At 45.2% G+C, this 16345-nt stretch carries 16 protein-coding genes; 6 read left to right on the plus strand and 10 right to left on the minus strand.

The genetic code is table 11. From position 1 onward, the window contains the following. Nucleotides 1-73 precede the first annotated feature (73 nt). The 3 genes from AB4507_RS08085 to AB4507_RS08095 all read right to left on the minus strand — a co-directional run bounded on the left by AB4507_RS08085 (nt 74) and on the right by AB4507_RS08095 (nt 3074). Nucleotides 74-1009, minus strand: coding sequence for a pyridoxal-phosphate dependent enzyme (locus AB4507_RS08085; protein ID WP_136982024.1), 936 nt, complete (start codon nt 1007-1009; stop codon nt 74-76). A gap of 92 nt (nt 1010-1101) precedes the next feature. Continuing rightward, nucleotides 1102-2400, minus strand: coding sequence for a HAMP domain-containing sensor histidine kinase (locus AB4507_RS08090; protein WP_017063525.1), 1299 nt, complete (start codon nt 2398-2400; stop codon nt 1102-1104). Continuing rightward, complete coding sequence (locus AB4507_RS08095; protein WP_017062034.1) at nt 2397-3074, minus strand: response regulator transcription factor; 678 nt, start codon at nt 3072-3074, stop codon at nt 2397-2399. The genes AB4507_RS08090 and AB4507_RS08095 overlap by 4 nt, the downstream gene beginning before the upstream one ends. A 125-nt stretch (nt 3075-3199) precedes the next feature. Here AB4507_RS08095 and AB4507_RS08100 point away from each other — a divergent pair, with 125 nt between their 5' ends. From AB4507_RS08100 to AB4507_RS08110, 3 genes are read left to right on the plus strand one after another with little or no spacing between them, the layout of a single operon-like run. Continuing rightward, nucleotides 3200-4219 carry a glycosyltransferase family 2 protein gene (locus AB4507_RS08100; protein ID WP_048659621.1) on the plus strand — a complete coding sequence of 340 codons (1020 nt, stop codon included), beginning with the start codon at nt 3200-3202 and terminating at the stop codon, nt 4217-4219. Nucleotides 4220-4221: 2 nt separating this feature from the next. After that, entirely contained in the window at nt 4222-5709 is a 1488-nt protein-coding gene (locus AB4507_RS08105; protein ID WP_372182509.1) for an ArnT family glycosyltransferase, read from the plus strand. Beyond that, nucleotides 5696-6160, plus strand: coding sequence for a GtrA family protein (locus AB4507_RS08110; RefSeq protein WP_017062031.1), 465 nt, complete (start codon nt 5696-5698; stop codon nt 6158-6160). Before AB4507_RS08105 ends, AB4507_RS08110 begins: the two co-directional genes overlap by 14 nt. A gap of 85 nt (nt 6161-6245) precedes the next feature. On the opposite strand, the gene AB4507_RS08115 is transcribed toward AB4507_RS08110, so the two are convergent. After that, nucleotides 6246-8543, minus strand: coding sequence for a YgiQ family radical SAM protein (locus AB4507_RS08115; protein WP_017067347.1), 2298 nt, complete (start codon nt 8541-8543; stop codon nt 6246-6248). A gap of 330 nt (nt 8544-8873) precedes the next feature. Here AB4507_RS08115 and AB4507_RS08120 point away from each other — a divergent pair, with 330 nt between their 5' ends. Both AB4507_RS08120 and AB4507_RS08125 read left to right on the plus strand, forming a co-directional pair. Then, complete coding sequence (locus AB4507_RS08120) at nt 8874-9554, plus strand: hypothetical protein (RefSeq protein WP_372126635.1); 681 nt, start codon at nt 8874-8876, stop codon at nt 9552-9554. Between the two features lie 132 nt (nt 9555-9686). Then, nucleotides 9687-9887 (plus strand): DUF4250 domain-containing protein, encoded by a 201-nt coding sequence (locus tag AB4507_RS08125; protein WP_004736508.1) that lies wholly within the window; start codon nt 9687-9689, stop codon nt 9885-9887. Nucleotides 9888-10026: 139 nt separating this feature from the next. On the opposite strand, the gene AB4507_RS08130 is transcribed toward AB4507_RS08125, so the two are convergent. Further along, entirely contained in the window at nt 10027-10938 is a 912-nt protein-coding gene (locus AB4507_RS08130) for a LysR substrate-binding domain-containing protein (RefSeq protein ID WP_017062028.1), read from the minus strand. Nucleotides 10939-11218: 280 nt separating this feature from the next. Here AB4507_RS08130 and metE point away from each other — a divergent pair, with 280 nt between their 5' ends. Then, on the plus strand, nt 11219-13582 hold the full coding sequence (metE, locus tag AB4507_RS08135; protein ID WP_372182503.1) for a 5-methyltetrahydropteroyltriglutamate--homocysteine S-methyltransferase: 2364 nt from the start codon (nt 11219-11221) through the stop codon (nt 13580-13582). A gap of 92 nt (nt 13583-13674) precedes the next feature. Here metE and AB4507_RS08140 read toward each other — a convergent pair whose 3' ends face one another. The 5 genes from AB4507_RS08140 to AB4507_RS08160 all read right to left on the minus strand — a co-directional run bounded on the left by AB4507_RS08140 (nt 13675) and on the right by AB4507_RS08160 (nt 16098). Continuing rightward, nucleotides 13675-14070: a GspS/AspS pilotin family protein gene (locus AB4507_RS08140; protein ID WP_017062026.1), complete on the minus strand. Its 396-nt coding sequence runs from the start codon at nt 14068-14070 to the stop codon at nt 13675-13677. Between the two features lies 1 nt (nt 14071). Then, the gene (locus AB4507_RS08145; protein ID WP_136982017.1) at nt 14072-14368 is read right to left on the minus strand and encodes a YciI family protein; all 297 of its coding nucleotides are present in this window, start codon (nt 14366-14368) and stop codon (nt 14072-14074) included. A gap of 194 nt (nt 14369-14562) precedes the next feature. Next, on the minus strand, nt 14563-14961 hold the full coding sequence (gene yciA / locus AB4507_RS08150) for an acyl-CoA thioester hydrolase YciA (protein WP_009846426.1): 399 nt from the start codon (nt 14959-14961) through the stop codon (nt 14563-14565). A 188-nt stretch (nt 14962-15149) separates the two neighbouring features. Beyond that, nucleotides 15150-15716: a septation protein A gene (locus AB4507_RS08155; protein ID WP_017061509.1), complete on the minus strand. Its 567-nt coding sequence runs from the start codon at nt 15714-15716 to the stop codon at nt 15150-15152. Nucleotides 15717-15849: 133 nt separating this feature from the next. After that, entirely contained in the window at nt 15850-16098 is a 249-nt protein-coding gene (locus tag AB4507_RS08160; RefSeq protein ID WP_017069991.1) for a hypothetical protein, read from the minus strand. Nucleotides 16099-16345 lie beyond the last annotated feature (247 nt).

Consider the following 16345-nt stretch of genomic DNA (forward strand, 5'->3'; position numbering starts at 1 on the left):
GGCTGTTCATGATGCGCTGAGAAATTCTCAGTTCGCAGAAACGCGGGGCATTAGAGTAGAAAAGAACGGATTACTACCAAGTAGCGTTATCAGCGGTGTGACTACTTCGAAGTTCTGGGTACTTACGTTGATAGCGCGGCAACATCGACTCATTACCTAAGATACCACCTTGATGGATATAGATGACAGTTTTGGTTGGGTTATCTTCTTGCCATTGTTCTAAGCATTGCCACATTAATGGGTCGTAGAGCAGGTCGAATTCAATATCAGTTTGTTCTTGTAGAGCCAACCAAGTTTGATAGTCCTGCTGGTACAACTTACCAAAGTGGTGTTTGGCTTTAAGCGGTAATATCTGCGGGTGATCGGTTTCGCCAAGCTCGTTGAACTGTTGCGTTAGGTAATCACTGCCGCCAACACATGCACAGGTTAATACCGGGATGTTGTGTAGTTTTAAATGCTTATGTAGATACAGAGCCGTGGCGCCTGTGCCTGCTGGCAGTGCCACAACAAAATCGTATTGGTTTTCAAAGCGAGTCCAGCTCAGTATTTCCATCGCCAGTTGTTTTACGCCATATTCAGAAAGCTGAGAGCGTCCACCTTCTGGTAACACAATGCATTGTGAGTCAGGCTGTCTGACTTGCTCAATATACGTCTGTGGATGAAGTTCAGAGCCTGTTTCTTTGACTGAAATAACCTCAGCCCCAAGGTCGATAGCGCCACGGTAGTTGCCGAGTGGGCGTTCTTGTAGCCATTGAGGCAGGTGGTCGACGTAGAACTCAAGCGTCCAACCTTTGATTTTTGCAAGTGCGGCGAGCGAGAACAATGAGTTGGCTTGAGCGGAACCATAGCTTATTAGGGTGGTAGTGCTTGGGTGCTCGTCTTCCAGTAGCTTCATGAACTTTCTGGCTTTGTTGCCGCAAAAGTGGGAATGAAGCTGATCGTCACGCTTTAAGAAAAAGGTGTGGTCGTTGTATTGATGTTGAGTTACAGGGCTATTATTTAGTTTCATCGCACTTAGACAAAATGCTGACTCAAGAGCCAGCATTTTTAAATCAAATAGGACGGACGAGTATCTAGTAGCCAGAGGCGGCTGTAAACCAACTAAATCAAGTTTTCGTTCGATATTGACGCGGATGAATCGGCTTGAAAGGTGATCTTGGCTGTGCATCCACCACAGCTGCGATTAAACAATTCAAAGTCCCAATGAAAACGCTGACACAAGTCATCGACAATCAACAAACCTAGCCCGTGTCCATTCGGGTTGTATTGCTCCTGCAGGCCTTCGCCTTGGTCTTCAATAATAAGACTGTCTTGAGAAAGGGTAATAGTTACTGTACCGCTATTAGTGGCTGCAATCGCGTTTCTTAACAAGTTACCGACCAACATATTCATTATCGCGCTGGTGGCCTGAATTGTGGGTTCTGATTGAACTTGTAAGGTTATCGCGACTTCCTTCTCGTCAGCCTGCAACGAATTTTTAGAAACGATAGTCTCTAGCTCTTGCTGGCTGAATAAACGTAGCGGTGCATCGTCACTGTTTCTTTCATAGCGAACGAGACCAAGCAGTGCATCGACCATTTCAGACATTTGAACAATGGCTTCATCAATACGTTCAACCTGACGAGATTGAAATTCGGTTGTTTCGCTTCTCAGTAACAGTTTGTTGGCACCACGAGCAACAGTCAACGGAGTTCTTAGTTCATGACTTGAGTAGCGTGCGAAAGCTTGCTCGCGTTTTACTAGAGAATTGATTTCTCTTCTGTATTGATTGAGTTGATCCGTCAACTGACGAAACTCCACCGCCGCATCGTCATTCACTCCAAATTCTTCGTTTAGATTGAGCTTATTGGATTCAAGCTGTTCAGACAGGGAGTTGAAGGGCTCAATTAGCCGTTTAGACAACCGATAGAGCAGAGCTCCGAAGCTGAATATTAGAATAGAGAGAAGGGCTAATACAAATGTGGTGGCATAAACGAGCTCAAAGACACTAAGCTCGACACGGTCTATTTCAGAAAGCAGAACAATAGGGTGAGTTCTACCTTCATGAGTATACTCGCCTACATAGACCATGCGAGATTCTGGATCTTCACCGACCTCACCAATGAAATTTTCTTTGCCTTCAATATACTTTAAATACTTTTTCGGTAGATAGGAAAGATCGTTGTAAGCGATAGTCAGGTCATCAATACGAAGCTCTCCACTTTCGCCTGACTGGAATAACCCGACTGCATAGTTGCGGTCAATTAGGATGCGTCTTTCACCCACGCGGTCTTCCGACAAGTACAGGGCTGTGATAAATACCACATAGACAAATGCCGACACAATTACGGCCATTAACCCAAAGAAAACCGCTAAGCGGCCCGTTAGGGTTTTTGTGCTTGTAAGAACATTTGAAATCAATTCGATGGCTCCAATCGGAAGCCAACTTTAGGCACCGTAATTAACATCTGAGTGTCAAAAGGCTTGTCGAGTTGATTACGTAACTGATAAATGTGACTGCGCAACACATCATTGTTGGGCTCGTTTTCTTCCCATAACTTGTAGGAAATAGCTTCACGAGTGACTACTTCAGGTGCGCTTTGGCACAGCATCTCAAGTATGGTGTAAGTGGTTGGATTGAGCGCTAGTAGTTTATCTTGGCGGTAAGCTTTACGGGTTTTTTGGTCGATGGTGAGTTCATCGAACTGAAGTTTTGAAGAGGCGACTTTTCCGCGGTAACGACGGACTAACGCGTTCATTCTTGCCTCTAGAATATCCAAATCAAATGGCTTGGTGAGGTAATCATCGGCACCGTGTTCAAAGCCTTTCAGCATATCTTCTCGGCTATCTAAGGCGGTCAGCATCAAAATAGGTGTCGCGTTACCTTGGTCTCGCAGTTTATTACAAACCGTTAGGCCGTCCATTCTCGGTAACATTAGATCCAATATGATGATATCAAATGAGTTTTCCAACGCGAGTTGTAGGCCAAGTTCACCGTTGTCTGCGTAATCGAGTTCCATGCCAATACACTCAAAATAATCAAACAAGACACCTGCAATTTCACGGTTATCTTCGACTAATAGAACTCGTTTCATTTTGATTCTCATACAGAAATAGACAGTAACATTATCCTGAGTGAGCGTGAAAAATATGTCAATAACATAACTTTCACTTATGGGAGGGTAGATTGGCTTCAGATTAAAAAATAGAAGAACGTATTATGTCTGAACTTCATATTAGCCGCCCTAAGATATCTACATCGCAGATCAATCCTGCGGTCTCTTTGTCTATCATTGTGCCTTTTTACGATGAACAAGAGGTATTGGAAGAGTTCCACTCTCGCCTTACCAAGGTGCTTGATAGCTTACCGATCACGAGTGAGATTGTTTATGTCGACGATGGCAGCAAAGACAACAGCTTGGACTTGGTGAGTTCATTCACTTCAATCAACAGCTCAATCTCGGTGATTGGTTTAAGCCGTAACTTTGGTAAAGAGTCAGCCATGAGTGCTGGCCTTGAGCATTGCCGAGGACAAGCGGTGATCTTGTTAGACGCAGACCTGCAAGATCCGCCGGAGCTGATCCCACAAATGGTTGCCAAGTGGCGCGAAGGCTATGACGTTGTGAATATGCAGCGCAGCCAGCGTGATGGTGAAACGTGGTTTAAGAAGTTTTCAGCGGCGAGCTTTTACAAAGTCATGAATGTGGCTGCGAAAATCGATGTTCCTGAAAATGTCGGTGATTTCAGACTGTTGAGCCGTGAAGTCGTCGACCATATCAATCAACTTCCTGAACGTAATCGCTACATGAAAGGTATTTTCTCATGGCCGGGTTTTAGGCAAGCAACGATTCAGTTTAAGCGCGACGCGCGCTTTTGTGGTGAGACCAAGTGGAACTACTTGAAGCTGGTTGGCTTGGCGATGGATGGCATCACTTCATTCTCTATCCGCCCACTGCGTATTGCGACGGCCGTTGGTGGCTTAGTGGCACTTACTGCTTTCGTGTATGGCGTCTTCATCGTGTTCAAAACCATGATGTTTGGTGAGCCCATCACGGGCTATCCGTCAATGATGGTCGTACAGCTTGCTCTTGGCGGTATCCAACTGTTGTGTATTGGTTTAATGGGAGAGTACATAGGTCGTATTTTCATTGAAACCAAGAATCGTCCTTTGTATCTGATCCAATCGGTGGTCGATACACCGGCATTAAAAACACATTTTAAATTAGAGGAGTCAGCATGAGCCTGAACCTGAACCGAACGCACCTATGGTATTTGTTGGCTTTTGCATTGGTTCTAAGGCTCTTATCTCTGGCGACATACCCTTTAATGGACACTACGGAAGCGCGCTACGGTGAGATGGCTCGCTTGATGGTAGAAACCGGCAATTGGTTAACCCCTCAATTTGATTACGGCATCCCTTTCTGGGGTAAGCCTCCGATGTTTACCTGGATGAGCGCGATTGGCATTGAGCTGTTTGGTTTGAGTGAGTTTGCTGTGCGTGCGCCACACTGGTTAGCAGGTTTTGCGACGATTTTGTTGGTTGCGTACATGGCTAAGCGCACCGGACAAAGTGCCTTGGTGGCGGCCGTGGTATTGGCGACATGTGGGATTTTCTCTATCGCGGCGGGTGCTGTTATGACTGACATGGCATTAACGTTAGCGATGACCATAGCCATGTTAGGTTTCTACCTATGTTGGTTAGGAGGAGAGGGTTCGAAGGGAGAAGGGAGCGCGAAGACTAATCGGTCTTGGGGCTATGTCGGTTTCATTGGCTTAGCACTAGGCTTGCTGGCAAAAGGGCCGGTAGCGATTGTGATTATGGGTATCGCAGTTTTCCCTTGGTTAGTATTGCAACATGGATTTTTTGGCGCTTTTAAAGTGTTATGGCAACGCTTTCCACTGTTGTCAGGCTTAGGCGTGATGCTAGCGATTGCTTTGCCGTGGTACATCATGGCTGAAATGGCAACACCGGGTTTTATTGATTACTTTATTGTTGGCGAGCACTTTAAGCGTTTTGTTGTGAGTGGTTGGGAGGGCGATTTATACGGTTCTGCCCATGACCAAGCAAGAGGCATGATTTGGATTTTCTGGATTCAAGCGGCTGCGCCGTGGTCGATTGTGTTGCCTATTTTGACTTTCGCCCGTCGTAAGAAAATCGCAGAAGTTAACGCTGAACATAGTGGGTTGTTTTCATTCCTTGTGTGTTGGTTGGTCTCTCCTCTAATTCTTTTCACTATGGCGGGTAATATTCTTCCAGCTTACGTCCTACCGGGTATTCCAGCCCTTGGCTTGCTGGTGGCAACGCTTGTGGTAGAAAAAGATAAGAAGTGGTTCTCGAGTGTGGCTTTGGTGCTACCTGTGCTGTTAATGATTGCGATGGTCTACCTCAACCTAGGCAAAGCGAACGAGAAAAGTGACCGTATTATCTTCGAGCAGATCACGGATGAAGCGCCGAGCTTTTACATCGGTAAACGACCGTTCTCTGGGCAATTTTACAGTCATGGACAAGCGAAAAAGCTACTTGATGTTAAACAGTTAGATGGTATCGACAAGTTCTATCTGATTGGTAAAAGAGCGGAAGTGGAAACCAAGATTAAAGACAATGTGTTGACCTGTATTTTAGAGCCGACGGTGAAGATCAAGCGCGCTCTATTTAGTTGTCATAGCCAAAACATCAAACCAAATCTATCGTTGAGCCATATTCGAAGTGATGGCGATGTTCAATTTTAACTCGTCATCGAGACTGTTTAGCCACAAGTTCGACGTGCTAAACCAAAAACTACAACCTCATCATAAGATGATTAAATTCGCTATGGTGGGGTCGGGTGGCTTTGTTGTCGATTGTGCCGTGTTTGCGTTGCTGCATTACGTTATTGGGCTGCCGTTAATGAGTGCTCGAATTGGCTCTTTCATCGTTGCAGCAACGACAACCTGGTTTGGAAATCGAGTGTTGACCTTTGAATTCAAAGGGCAGGGGAATTGGTCCGAAAAGCTGATTCAATGGCAAAAGTTCATGTTCTCTGCATCAATATCGGCGATACCTAATTTGCTGTGCTTTAAGTTGATGACTGAATTGCTGCCTGCATTTACTGGGGCAGTGTTTATCGCAATGGCGGTTGGCATCTTGGTGGGCATGGTCAGTAACTATTTGCTTAGTCAGTATTGGGTGTTTGCTCGTTAGGCTATCTTGTAACAGACACAAAAAAGCGCAGCTAAATAGCTGCGCTTTGTGTTTTTACGATAGCGAAGTCAATCGGTTCGCGATATTAGCGTTGTGCTGCGCGCTGGCGGTTCTTGCCGTTACTTGCAGGTTTGCCACCTTGACCATTGCCCGCTTTGTTACGGTTTGGTTTGCCATTTCCGCCGCCATTACCTTGTGATTGCTGACCACCAGGACCTTTCTTAATGAAGCCAGTCGCTGGTTTACGAGCATTGCCATTACCGCCACCTTGGTTAGCATTACCTTGGCTACCGTTGCCGTTACCATTCGGCTTCTTGCCACCCGGTTTCTTACCAGAGTGGTTACGTGGGCTTTCGCCACCAAGACCTGGCTGAGATTTACTGTGCTTAGTCGCAAAGCGTTGTGAACCGTGACGACCAGACTTACGACGTTGTGCCGGTGTTTGTGCATCAAAGTCTTCTGCTGGTACTAGGCAGTTTGCTTTGTCACCAATTAGGTGCTGTTTACCCATGCTGATCAGTGCTTCACGGATGATTTTCCAGTTTTCAGGATCGTGGTAACGAAGCAGTGCTTTATGCAGACGACGTTGACGATCACCTTTCGGCACAGGAACATCTTCACGCTTCTTATATTTCACGCGTTTCAGAGGGTTAGTCTCTGAGTAGTACATCGACGTTGCATTACACATTGGCGATGGGTAGAAGTTCTGTACTTGGTCACACTCGTAGTTGTGCTTTTTCAGCCACATTGCAAGGTTAAGCATGTCTTCATCTTCTGTGCCCGGGTGAGCAGAGATAAAGTAAGGAATTAAGTACTGTTTCTTACCGGCTTCAGCGCTGTACTTCTCGAACATCTCTTTGAAACGATCGTAAGTGCCCATGCCCGGCTTCATCATCAGATCCAGTGGGCCTTTTTCAGTATGCTCTGGAGCAATCTTCAAGTAACCACCAACGTGGTGAGTCACAAGCTCACGAACGTATTCTGGAGATTCAATCGCTAAGTCGTAACGTACACCAGAAGCGATCATGATCTTCTTAACACCCGGTACTTTTCTCGCAGAGCGGTACAGGTCGATAGTGTGTTGATGGTCTGTGTTTAGCTTTTCACAGATTTTCGGGAACACACATGATGGACGACGACAGTTAATTTCAGCTTTTGGATCTGAACAACCTAAACGGTACATGTTCGCCGTTGGGCCGCCCAAGTCAGAAATAGTACCTGTGAAGCCCGGTACTTTATCTTTAATGTCTTCGATCTCATCCAAGATAGATTCTTTCGAACGGTTCTGAATGATGCGACCTTCGTGCTCTGTGATTGAACAGAAAGAACAACCACCAAAACAACCACGCATGATGTTAACCGAGGTTTTGATCATGTCGTATGCTGGGATTTTCGCTTTACCGTACATCGGGTGCGGAACACGCTTGTACGCAAGGCCAAACACGTAGTCCATCTCTTCTGTGGTCAATGGAATAGGCGCTTGGTTAATCCAAAGCTCGCGATCACCGTGACGTTGAATCAGAGCACGACCTGAGTACGGGTTTGTCTCAAGGTGCAGAATACGACTAGCGTGAGCGTAAAGAATACGGTCATTGTTTAGCTTTTCGTAACCTGGGATACGAACCGCTGTAGTTTTTGCATCGTGACGAGAAGGGCGAATAGTAATAGGTTGCGCTTTTACTTCTTCTTTTTCGTCTTTCTTGGTATCACATTGAGTTTCAACTTCGTACGGGTTAACCGGAACATACGCTTTGTTCGGCTTTTCGATACGAGAAGAGTCAATGATCTTGAAGCCTTCAGGGGCCGCAGGAAGATTGATAGCAGTACCGCGGATATTGGTCAGCGTAGACATGTCTTCACCATCGGCAATGCGGTGTGCTACTTCAACCAGTGCACGCTCAGCGTTACCAAAAAGAAGAATGTCAGCTTTTGCATCAAACAATACAGAGCGTCGAACTTTATCTGACCAGTAGTCGTAGTGAGCTACACGACGTAAGCTCGCTTCAATACCACCAAGCACGATTGGCGTGCCTTTGTAAGCTTCACGACAACGTTGAGAATAAACCAGAGTTGCACGATCAGGACGCTTGCCACCTTCATTGTTCGGAGTATAAGCATCATCGTGACGTAATTTGCGATCAGAGGTGTAGCGGTTGATCATGGAGTCCATGTTACCCGCTGTGATGCCGAAGAATAGGTTAGGTTTACCTAGCTTCATGAAGGCATCTTTATTGTCCCACTTTGGTTGAGCAATAATGCCCACGCGGAAACCTTGAGCTTCAAGCAGACGGCCGATGATAGCCATACCAAAGCTCGGGTGATCGACATAAGCGTCACCAGTTACAATAATAATGTCACAGCTATCCCATCCAAGAGCATCCATCTCCTTTCTACTGGTAGGCAAAAAGGGTGCAGTTCCGTAGCACTCGGCCCAGTATTTTTTGTGTTCGTGAATAGGAGTGATATCGCTGTACATATTTCAACCTCTGATTTTTGAGGCGGGAATTATAGCGGCATGAGCCTAGACTAGCCAGTAGAACATGCCCCTGTTAGTTCTGGTGTCTTTCGTCTTTTTACGGTAAATGGCGACAAAAGAACCATACAACAGCATAGTTGAAGCCTTGAATAACGTCGCTAATTTGTGATTTTGATTAGTGTTCGCAGCAGTTTTTGATATTATTCGCGAAAATAAGTCTGAAGAAGTAGATCCACAATGGTCGAAACGTTATTAGTACAATTTGCTCCGATGCTTTTAGGAGCCCAACTGATCTTAACCCTCATCTTGGTGAAAGGGGATATTTGTCCGGGGCAGCGTGGTCGGATCCACAAGATGTTACCTGCGATTGGCGTGCTGTGGCTTGCCGTCGCTTCAGTAAAAATTGAAGCCTTTCTGGTCGTGTTTGCGATCTTTTATTTCTATTCTCAAGTTCAAACCAAGAAGACACGTGATTCCGGCCCTATTTGGGTGATGTACTTAGCTTGTGGTTTGGCATTGTCTTACGTGGCTATTCAAGCGACTGAACAAGCAACTACTGTCGGCATCATAACTACTGTATTGCTAGTGGCACTGTTAGGCTCAGCGTTTGGCCATTTACTGCTGACGATTGCAAGAACACGCTTACAGGCATTTCACCGTGTTCTGCCTGTTGTTGGTGTTTTGACGGGCATGTTGGTGGTTTTGGCAACAGTCGTGAGTGTCTATTCTTTGTCTGAAGCTCAACTAGAACCAGTGATTTCAACGCTACTGTTCAGCTTTGCTTTTCTAATCTCAGCTATCGTGGTGTGGTGTTGGCATCTACTGTTCGTTAAAACCCCGGAAAAACTTCAACTGACGGTTTCGTTACTGATGTTATTGGCTGCGGCTGTGGGTTTAACGCCAGTGTGGGCACTTTAATCGCGCACTTTCATTAATTACGTGTGCTCATTAATCACGCATTCTCTTTAAGAAGTGTGATCAGTTTTTTAGCATGGCCTTGGTAAGCGTTCTAAACTTAATTTTAGTCGGTGTGTTCGTAAGGAGTACGAGATGGATTTAAGCAACGTCAAAGGTTTCGATAGCATTATCTTGCTGGGAATCGTGAATGAGAAACTTCGCCTAGAGTGCGATAGCTTTGAAGAGCTGATCAGTATGTATGAAATGGATATAGAAAGTGTCGTGGGCAAGCTCGATATGCTTGGCTATCAATACGACCCATTGACTAACCAGTTTAAGTCTTATCCAAGATAGTCTATTTTCGCGAATCAACAGATATCGAAAATCATCGATACTGAAACTAAAAAGTCACAGATTATCTGTGACTTTTTTTGTTTCTGGCGTTTGCCTATCCGATTTAACAAAGTCTTAAGCTAGCCCAATAATGAACCTCTTAAACGACCTCAATACCATCTAAGTGACTCTTACTTTGCTGTCTTGCTGTGCTAAAGAAAGCCTGCAGGTAACGTTTGTCTTTTTCTGAGTTTCTTACCGCTGCAAACAGTCTTCTTGAAAGCCCTTTACCTAACGGCTTGCTTGCTATCAAACCTTGTCTTGAGAACTCACTGATCGCCCAGTTGGGTAATGCCGCCACACCTAAACCCGCCGATACCATTTGCACCAACATCAAGGTGTTGTCTGCTTGTTTCCACTTCTTAGGTTCTACGCCTGCAGGCTGCAAAAAGTGTTTCACGACGTCTAAACGTTGTTTTTGAACAGGATAGGAGAGCATGGTGATCTCGCTAAGATCTTGCGGATCAATGCTCGCTTTATCGGCCAAAGGCGAGTTGATCGCGGTGATAAGACGCATCTCAAAATCGAAAAGCGGCTCGTAATGAACTTCAGAACGAGGCTGTATATCTGAAGTGATCACCAAGTCCAATTCACCAGCCATTAATGCCGGTAGCGGCTCAAACCCAAAGCCTGACGAGAAATCTAGCGTTACGCTTGGCCAAGCCACTTGATATTCCTTCAAAGCAGGCATTAACCATTGGAAGCATGAGTGACATTCAATCGCCATGTGCAAACGACCATTCACATCCTCTTTCAGGCTCGCGAGTTCGTTCTCCGCTTTAGCTATTCTTGGCTGTATCTCATCGGCAAGCCTAAGCAAAATCTCACCTTCAGAGGTGAACTTAACTGGTCTAGTTTTACGTAGGAAAAGCTGACCACCGATACGCGCCTCAAGGTCTTTCAGTTGGTGAGAAAGCGCCGACTGAGTCAAGTGAAGAGAAGTTGCCGTCGCTGTTAGCGAGCCGCTGTCTCTTAAGGTAGTCAATGTTCGAAGGTGTTTAAGCTCTATCATGAGTTTTCCTCATATTCCCTAAGCCAATTCAATATTTCTTAATAATCACCCTACGGGCTTTTCTTTCATTTGTAAACGTCTAGATGTCCAGATGGATCTAATTTTTCAGCTTTAGATTATTCAAGATGAATATTTTTAATAAACAAGATGAATATTTGGACGTTGTTCATCGTTCAGATTAGGGAGATAGTTTAGCCATCTAGACGCCTTGTGAAGAACTTAAACCATAAGCTAGGCAGTTTGATCGAACACTAAAAATTATTGAATAAGGAACAGGTTCATGACTACGACAACGCATATTTTAGGCTACCCACGTATCGGCGAAAAACGCGAACTCAAATTCACTTTAGAAAAATACTGGCGCGGTGAGATTAACCAATCAGATTTAAAGCAACTCGGTAGCGAACTAAGAAATCGTAACTGGAATGTACAAGCTAAGGCGAATCTAAGCTTTGCAACTGCGGGTGACTTCGCATGGTACGACCATGTTCTAACAACGACGTTACTTCTAGGTCATGTACCTGAGCGTCACGCTGGTGGATCAGAAGGTGAAAAAGCCTTCCCAGATTTAGATACCTTGTTCCGCGTTGGTCGCGGTCAATCTCAAACTCAAATACAATCTCAAAGGCAGCCAACTTGTTGTGGCGCTAAGCACGGCTCTGAAAGCGATAAAGATGGTGCAGCAGCATCAGATATGACGAAGTGGTTCAACACTAACTATCACTACATTGTTCCTGAGTTCAGTAAAGACGACACCTTTGAAGTGAGTTGGCCACAACTGTTTGACGAAGTGAGTGAAGCGATTAAAGCGGGGCATAAGGTGAAGCCAGTTCTTCTAGGCCCATTATCTTATTTATATCTCGGCAAGGAAGTAGAAGAGGGCTTTGACCGTTTAACTTTGCTTCCACGCTTGCTTACCGCTTACCAAGCGATTCTGGCAAAACTGGCCAAGTTGGGCGTTGAGTGGGTACAAATCGATGAACCTATCCTTTCTCTGGAACTTGAGACTAAGTGGGCAGATTCATTCAAATTGGCTTATCAGGTGATTCAAGGTGATGTGAAGCTACTCCTTACCACGTACTTTGATTCTGTGACTGACACGTTAGATAAAATCATGGAACTGCCCGTCAACGGCTTACACATCGATTTGGCTGCCGCACCGCAGCAACTCGATCAAGTGGTGAATAAGCTACCTGAAGATTGGGTGCTTTCTGCGGGTGCAATCAATGGACGCAATGTTTGGCGAGCAGACTTAGCCGCGCAGCTTGAGTTGCTGCAACCAGTGAAAGAAAAGCTAGGCGATAAACTATGGGTCGCAAGTTCATGTTCATTGCTGCATAGCCCAGTCGACCTTGAGTTAGAAGAGACGCTTAGCGAAGAAGTGAAGAGTTGGTTTGCCTTTGCAAAACAGAAAGTCACTGAGGTGAGCTTATTGGGTGCGGCGTTAGACGGCGACCAAAATGCCATTTTAGCGTGTGAGACGTATAGCCACCCGATTGTTGCACGCAAGAGTGCAACTCATGTGAATAAGCCGCAAGTTCAAGCTCGTATTAACACGATAACTAAAGCGCTAGCAGAGCGCACTGCTCCATACGCAGAACGTGCCGCGCACCAGTCTGAGGTGTTAGGCTTACCGCTGTTACCAACCACAACCATTGGTTCATTCCCACAGACAGGCGAGATCCGTGTTCAACGTAGCGCTTACCGCACTGGCAAACTGAGTGAAGCGGAATATAACACTGCATTGAAAGGCCATATTGCGGATGCCGTTAAACGTCAAGAAGCACTGGATTTGGATGTGCTTGTTCATGGCGAAGCTGAACGTAACGACATGGTGGAGTACTTTGCAGAAAACCTAGCAGGCTTTCAAACCACTAAGTTTGGTTGGGTACAAAGCTATGGCTCACGCTGCGTGAAGCCGGCGATTGTGGTCGCGGATATAGAGCGTGAGAAGCCGATGACCGTAGAATGGTCGACCTATGCCCAATCTCTGACCTCGAAGCAGATGAAAGGGATGCTGACAGGCCCAGTCACTATCTTATGTTGGACATTCCCACGTGAAGACATTTCACGCAAAGAGATCACTAATCAATTGGCATTTGCGCTGCGAGATGAAGTGTCTGATTTGCAAGACGCGGGCATCAACATTATCCAAATCGATGAACCAGCGATTCGTGAAGGTCTGCCATTGAAAAAGCGCGACCACGCAGAATACCTAGAGTGGGCGGTCGATGCCTTTAAGATCTCAGCGGCAAGTGCTAAACCAGAAACTCAGATTCATACCCACATGTGTTACAGCGAGTTCAACGAGATCATTGATTCAGTAGCCGCGCTAGATGCCGATGTGATTACCATTGAGACTTCTCGCTCGAACATGGAACTGCTGAAAGCATTTGAAGAGTTCAACTACCCGAATGCGATTGGACCTGGCGTTTATGACATTCACTCACCAAACATCCCGTCAGAAGAGTGGATTGTTGATTTACTTAAGAAAGCGGCAGAGAAAATTCCAGCGGAACGTTTGTGGGCAAACCCTGATTGTGGGCTGAAGACACGGAACTGGGCAGAGACGGAAGCGGCGCTGACTAACTTAGTTTCGGCAACTAAAGCACTGCGTAAAGAGTGGGAATCAACCGAGGCATAATTCAGCTTAGGATTTTGATTGCTTCATAAAACAAAGGCCTCGCATTTGCGAGGCCTTCTGGTTTTATACTTGTTCGAATCTCGAGCTAGAATCTAGCTGCTGCTCTGACACGTCTCTTTGCTGATCAACTTCTCAACCATCAGTTGTCCGCGAGTGTTGCGAATCTTGATGTTGTAAGCCAAGCCCATATCAAGGTTTGCTCTCACTTCAGAGTTGGTGCAGTAGCTATTCACACTCATGTCTACAACTTGGTTTAAAGGCTTAGCACCTTTTGCATCTTGGTTGTAGATCATCATGATTTCGATAACCGTGTTTTTTGCTAGCACGCGCATGACCGACAGTGGGCCATACTCAATCGGCAGGCCTGCAGATAAAACGCCAGCTCGGTGCTGCGCCATCATCTCTAGCTGTCTTTGTTCGTCTTGCTCACTTGAAGCACAGCCTGCAAGCAGAGCTAAAGCCAGTGAGCCAATAATCCATTTTTTCACGTTAAAATACTTTCTTGAATGGTTTTACAATCACATTTTGGTAAACGCCAGCATCAATGTACGGGTCTGCGTCTGCCCATGTCTGTGCATCTTCTAAAGAATTAAACTCAGCAATCACAGTCGAACCTGTGAAGCCAGCTTCACCAGGGTTATCTGAGTCAATGGCTGGCATTGGGCCTGCTGTTAACAGTCGGCCTTCATCGTGAAGTGTTTGTAGGCGTTCTAAATGTTGTGGGCGAACACTTAGGCGTTTTTCTAATGAATTTTCGACGTCTTGAGAAAAAATCACGTACCACATATTGAGATATCCTTATTTTACTTCACTAAATTGGGGCGTTTAAATTCGCTATCTTGCTAATTTACGCGAACTAATTGGTATTGGAAGGACTAATGATAAGAAATTGTGAATTGGTGCGGGAGAGTGAGAAGGTCTTTAGCATTTTTAATCGAAATGGCTAAAGACCTTACAGTGCGATAGGGCTGTCGAAAGTCCTATTTATTGATAGAGCGAGGCTTGCCACTTTCATCAACTGCCACGTAATTGAACGTCGCGCCACACACCTTGTAACGGTCGCCGATGCCGTGATCAAGTACAGGCTTAACCCATACTTCTAGGTCGATATTCATCGAGCTACGACCAATTTTAGTACAGTCACCATAAACGCACACCACATCACCTACTGAAACCGGCTGTTTGAACTCGATACTCGATACTGAAACCGTGACTATCTTGCCGTTAGATATCTCTTTTGCCAGTATGCCGCCAGCAAGGTCAAGCTGTGACATTATCCAACCACCGAAAATCTGGCCTGCTGCATTTGTATCAGAAGGCATCGCTAATGTGCGAAGAAGTAAAGAACCAATCGGGTTCAAAGTTGATTGAATAGTCATTGTCGTACTCTTAATGGTATTGATTGTTTTATATAAAAATAGATGTGTTTACGAGACTCGTGGTGGTCCAATTTTTAACGTCTTCACCGAACACAAATAATCAGCGGCCAATGATCACGAGTATCATTGGCCAATCGCATATTGATAATAATTGTATCAAATAGGGTATGAGGACTCATCCCTAAGGGCTATTTCTCGTCGGTATTTTTATCCGTTAACTCTTTCTGCTGGTCTTTTGGTAGATGCTTATAGATATAAACACCAGTGAGCAAGGTGAAGAGCAAGGTCGCGATGAGTAGACCAAACACTTTGAAGTTGACCCAAACATCCAACGGTAGGCTGAAAGCAACGTAAACGTTGAGAACGGCACATAGGGTAAAGAACAGCGTCCATGCCCAGTTGATCTTGCCCCATACCGAATCAGGCAGTGTGATCTCTTTGCCTAACATACCTTTAATCGCTGATTTGCCCATGATGTGACTGACCGTCAGGCCAATCGCAAACAGTGCGTAAACGATGGTGACTTTCCATTTAATGAAGTTGTCGTCGTGCAAGAAGATGGTCATGCCACCAAATACGGCAACCATTAGAAAGGTGATGACCTGCATTTTTTCGACTTTCTTGTAGATGAAATAAGTCAAAATAATTTGAACTGCAGAGGCAACGATCAAAGCGCCGGTCGCGGTATAGATGTCGTACATCTTATAAAGCGCAAAGAAAATAATGAGAGGAATGAAATCAAGAATTTGTTTCATGAGACACTGACTATCCAGTTAGTTGAGTTGCTGACAGTCTAACGAAAACTGTCTCGATGCTAAATAGCTCGAGACAATTGGGTGCCAATTAATTCAATCTAACCACTCATCGTGTTTAAAGAGTTGAAGCAGGTTATCGCATTGACGAGGTTTGATAGCGAGGTATCAGCTTTTTGATATCTTCAAGGTAACCTTCGCTCTTTAAGCTGTCTAAGGTGTTTTCGAGCTCTTGCTCACTCATGGCAAAACATGTCGATTTACCGGTCGTTAAGTCGAGATACTCGTGATATTCACGCTCTGTGAAGTGGCCAATTCTGTCCATTAATAGGGTTTTAATTCCATGGTGAATCAAGCCGTAATACGTATGTCTTTGTAAGGTCATAGCCTATCCTCCGTGACAAGCTGCAGTGAAACTGGTGCAACCTGCTGTATATTGGTTGGGTTATCTATGACAAAGCAACTCGAATGCCATTTTCTCCAACGGAACAGAATAAATTCCCGGCTAAATAGAATTGAACTTCTTTTCAAATAGTTAAAGGAAGGTACGTTCTATTCTCTGACAATCAATACGAAACAGACATCAAATAGTTTCATTTTGAGAACGGAAAAATTCTCATTATGACGCTCTC

The organism is Vibrio sp. 10N.222.54.A3 (genome assembly GCF_041474095.1).
Classification (GTDB): Bacteria; Pseudomonadota; Gammaproteobacteria; order Enterobacterales; family Vibrionaceae; genus Vibrio; species Vibrio crassostreae_C.

Excerpts from the sequence above, each read along its gene's own strand:
- AB4507_RS08085 (WP_136982024.1), bottom strand. The coding sequence starts at position 1,009 with ATGAAACTAAATAATAGCCCTGTAACTCAACATCAATACAACGACCAC.
- AB4507_RS08095 (WP_017062034.1), bottom strand. The coding sequence starts at position 3,074 with ATGAAACGAGTTCTATTAGTCGAAGATAACCGTGAAATTGCAGGTGTC.
- AB4507_RS08100 (WP_048659621.1), top strand. The coding sequence starts at position 3,200 with ATGTCTGAACTTCATATTAGCCGCCCTAAGATATCTACATCGCAGATC.
- AB4507_RS08110 (WP_017062031.1), top strand. The coding sequence starts at position 5,696 with ATGTTCAATTTTAACTCGTCATCGAGACTGTTTAGCCACAAGTTCGAC.
- AB4507_RS08115 (WP_017067347.1), bottom strand. The coding sequence starts at position 8,543 with ATGGATGCTCTTGGATGGGATAGCTGTGACATTATTATTGTAACTGGT.
- AB4507_RS08120 (WP_372126635.1), top strand. The coding sequence starts at position 8,874 with ATGGTCGAAACGTTATTAGTACAATTTGCTCCGATGCTTTTAGGAGCC.
- AB4507_RS08125 (WP_004736508.1), top strand. The coding sequence starts at position 9,687 with ATGGATTTAAGCAACGTCAAAGGTTTCGATAGCATTATCTTGCTGGGA.
- AB4507_RS08130 (WP_017062028.1), bottom strand. The coding sequence starts at position 10,938 with ATGATAGAGCTTAAACACCTTCGAACATTGACTACCTTAAGAGACAGC.
- metE (WP_372182503.1), top strand. The coding sequence starts at position 11,219 with ATGACTACGACAACGCATATTTTAGGCTACCCACGTATCGGCGAAAAA.
- AB4507_RS08145 (WP_136982017.1), bottom strand. The coding sequence starts at position 14,368 with ATGTGGTACGTGATTTTTTCTCAAGACGTCGAAAATTCATTAGAAAAA.
- yciA (WP_009846426.1), bottom strand. The coding sequence starts at position 14,961 with ATGACTATTCAATCAACTTTGAACCCGATTGGTTCTTTACTTCTTCGC.
- AB4507_RS08155 (WP_017061509.1), bottom strand. The coding sequence starts at position 15,716 with ATGAAACAAATTCTTGATTTCATTCCTCTCATTATTTTCTTTGCGCTT.
- AB4507_RS08160 (WP_017069991.1), bottom strand. The coding sequence starts at position 16,098 with ATGACCTTACAAAGACATACGTATTACGGCTTGATTCACCATGGAATT.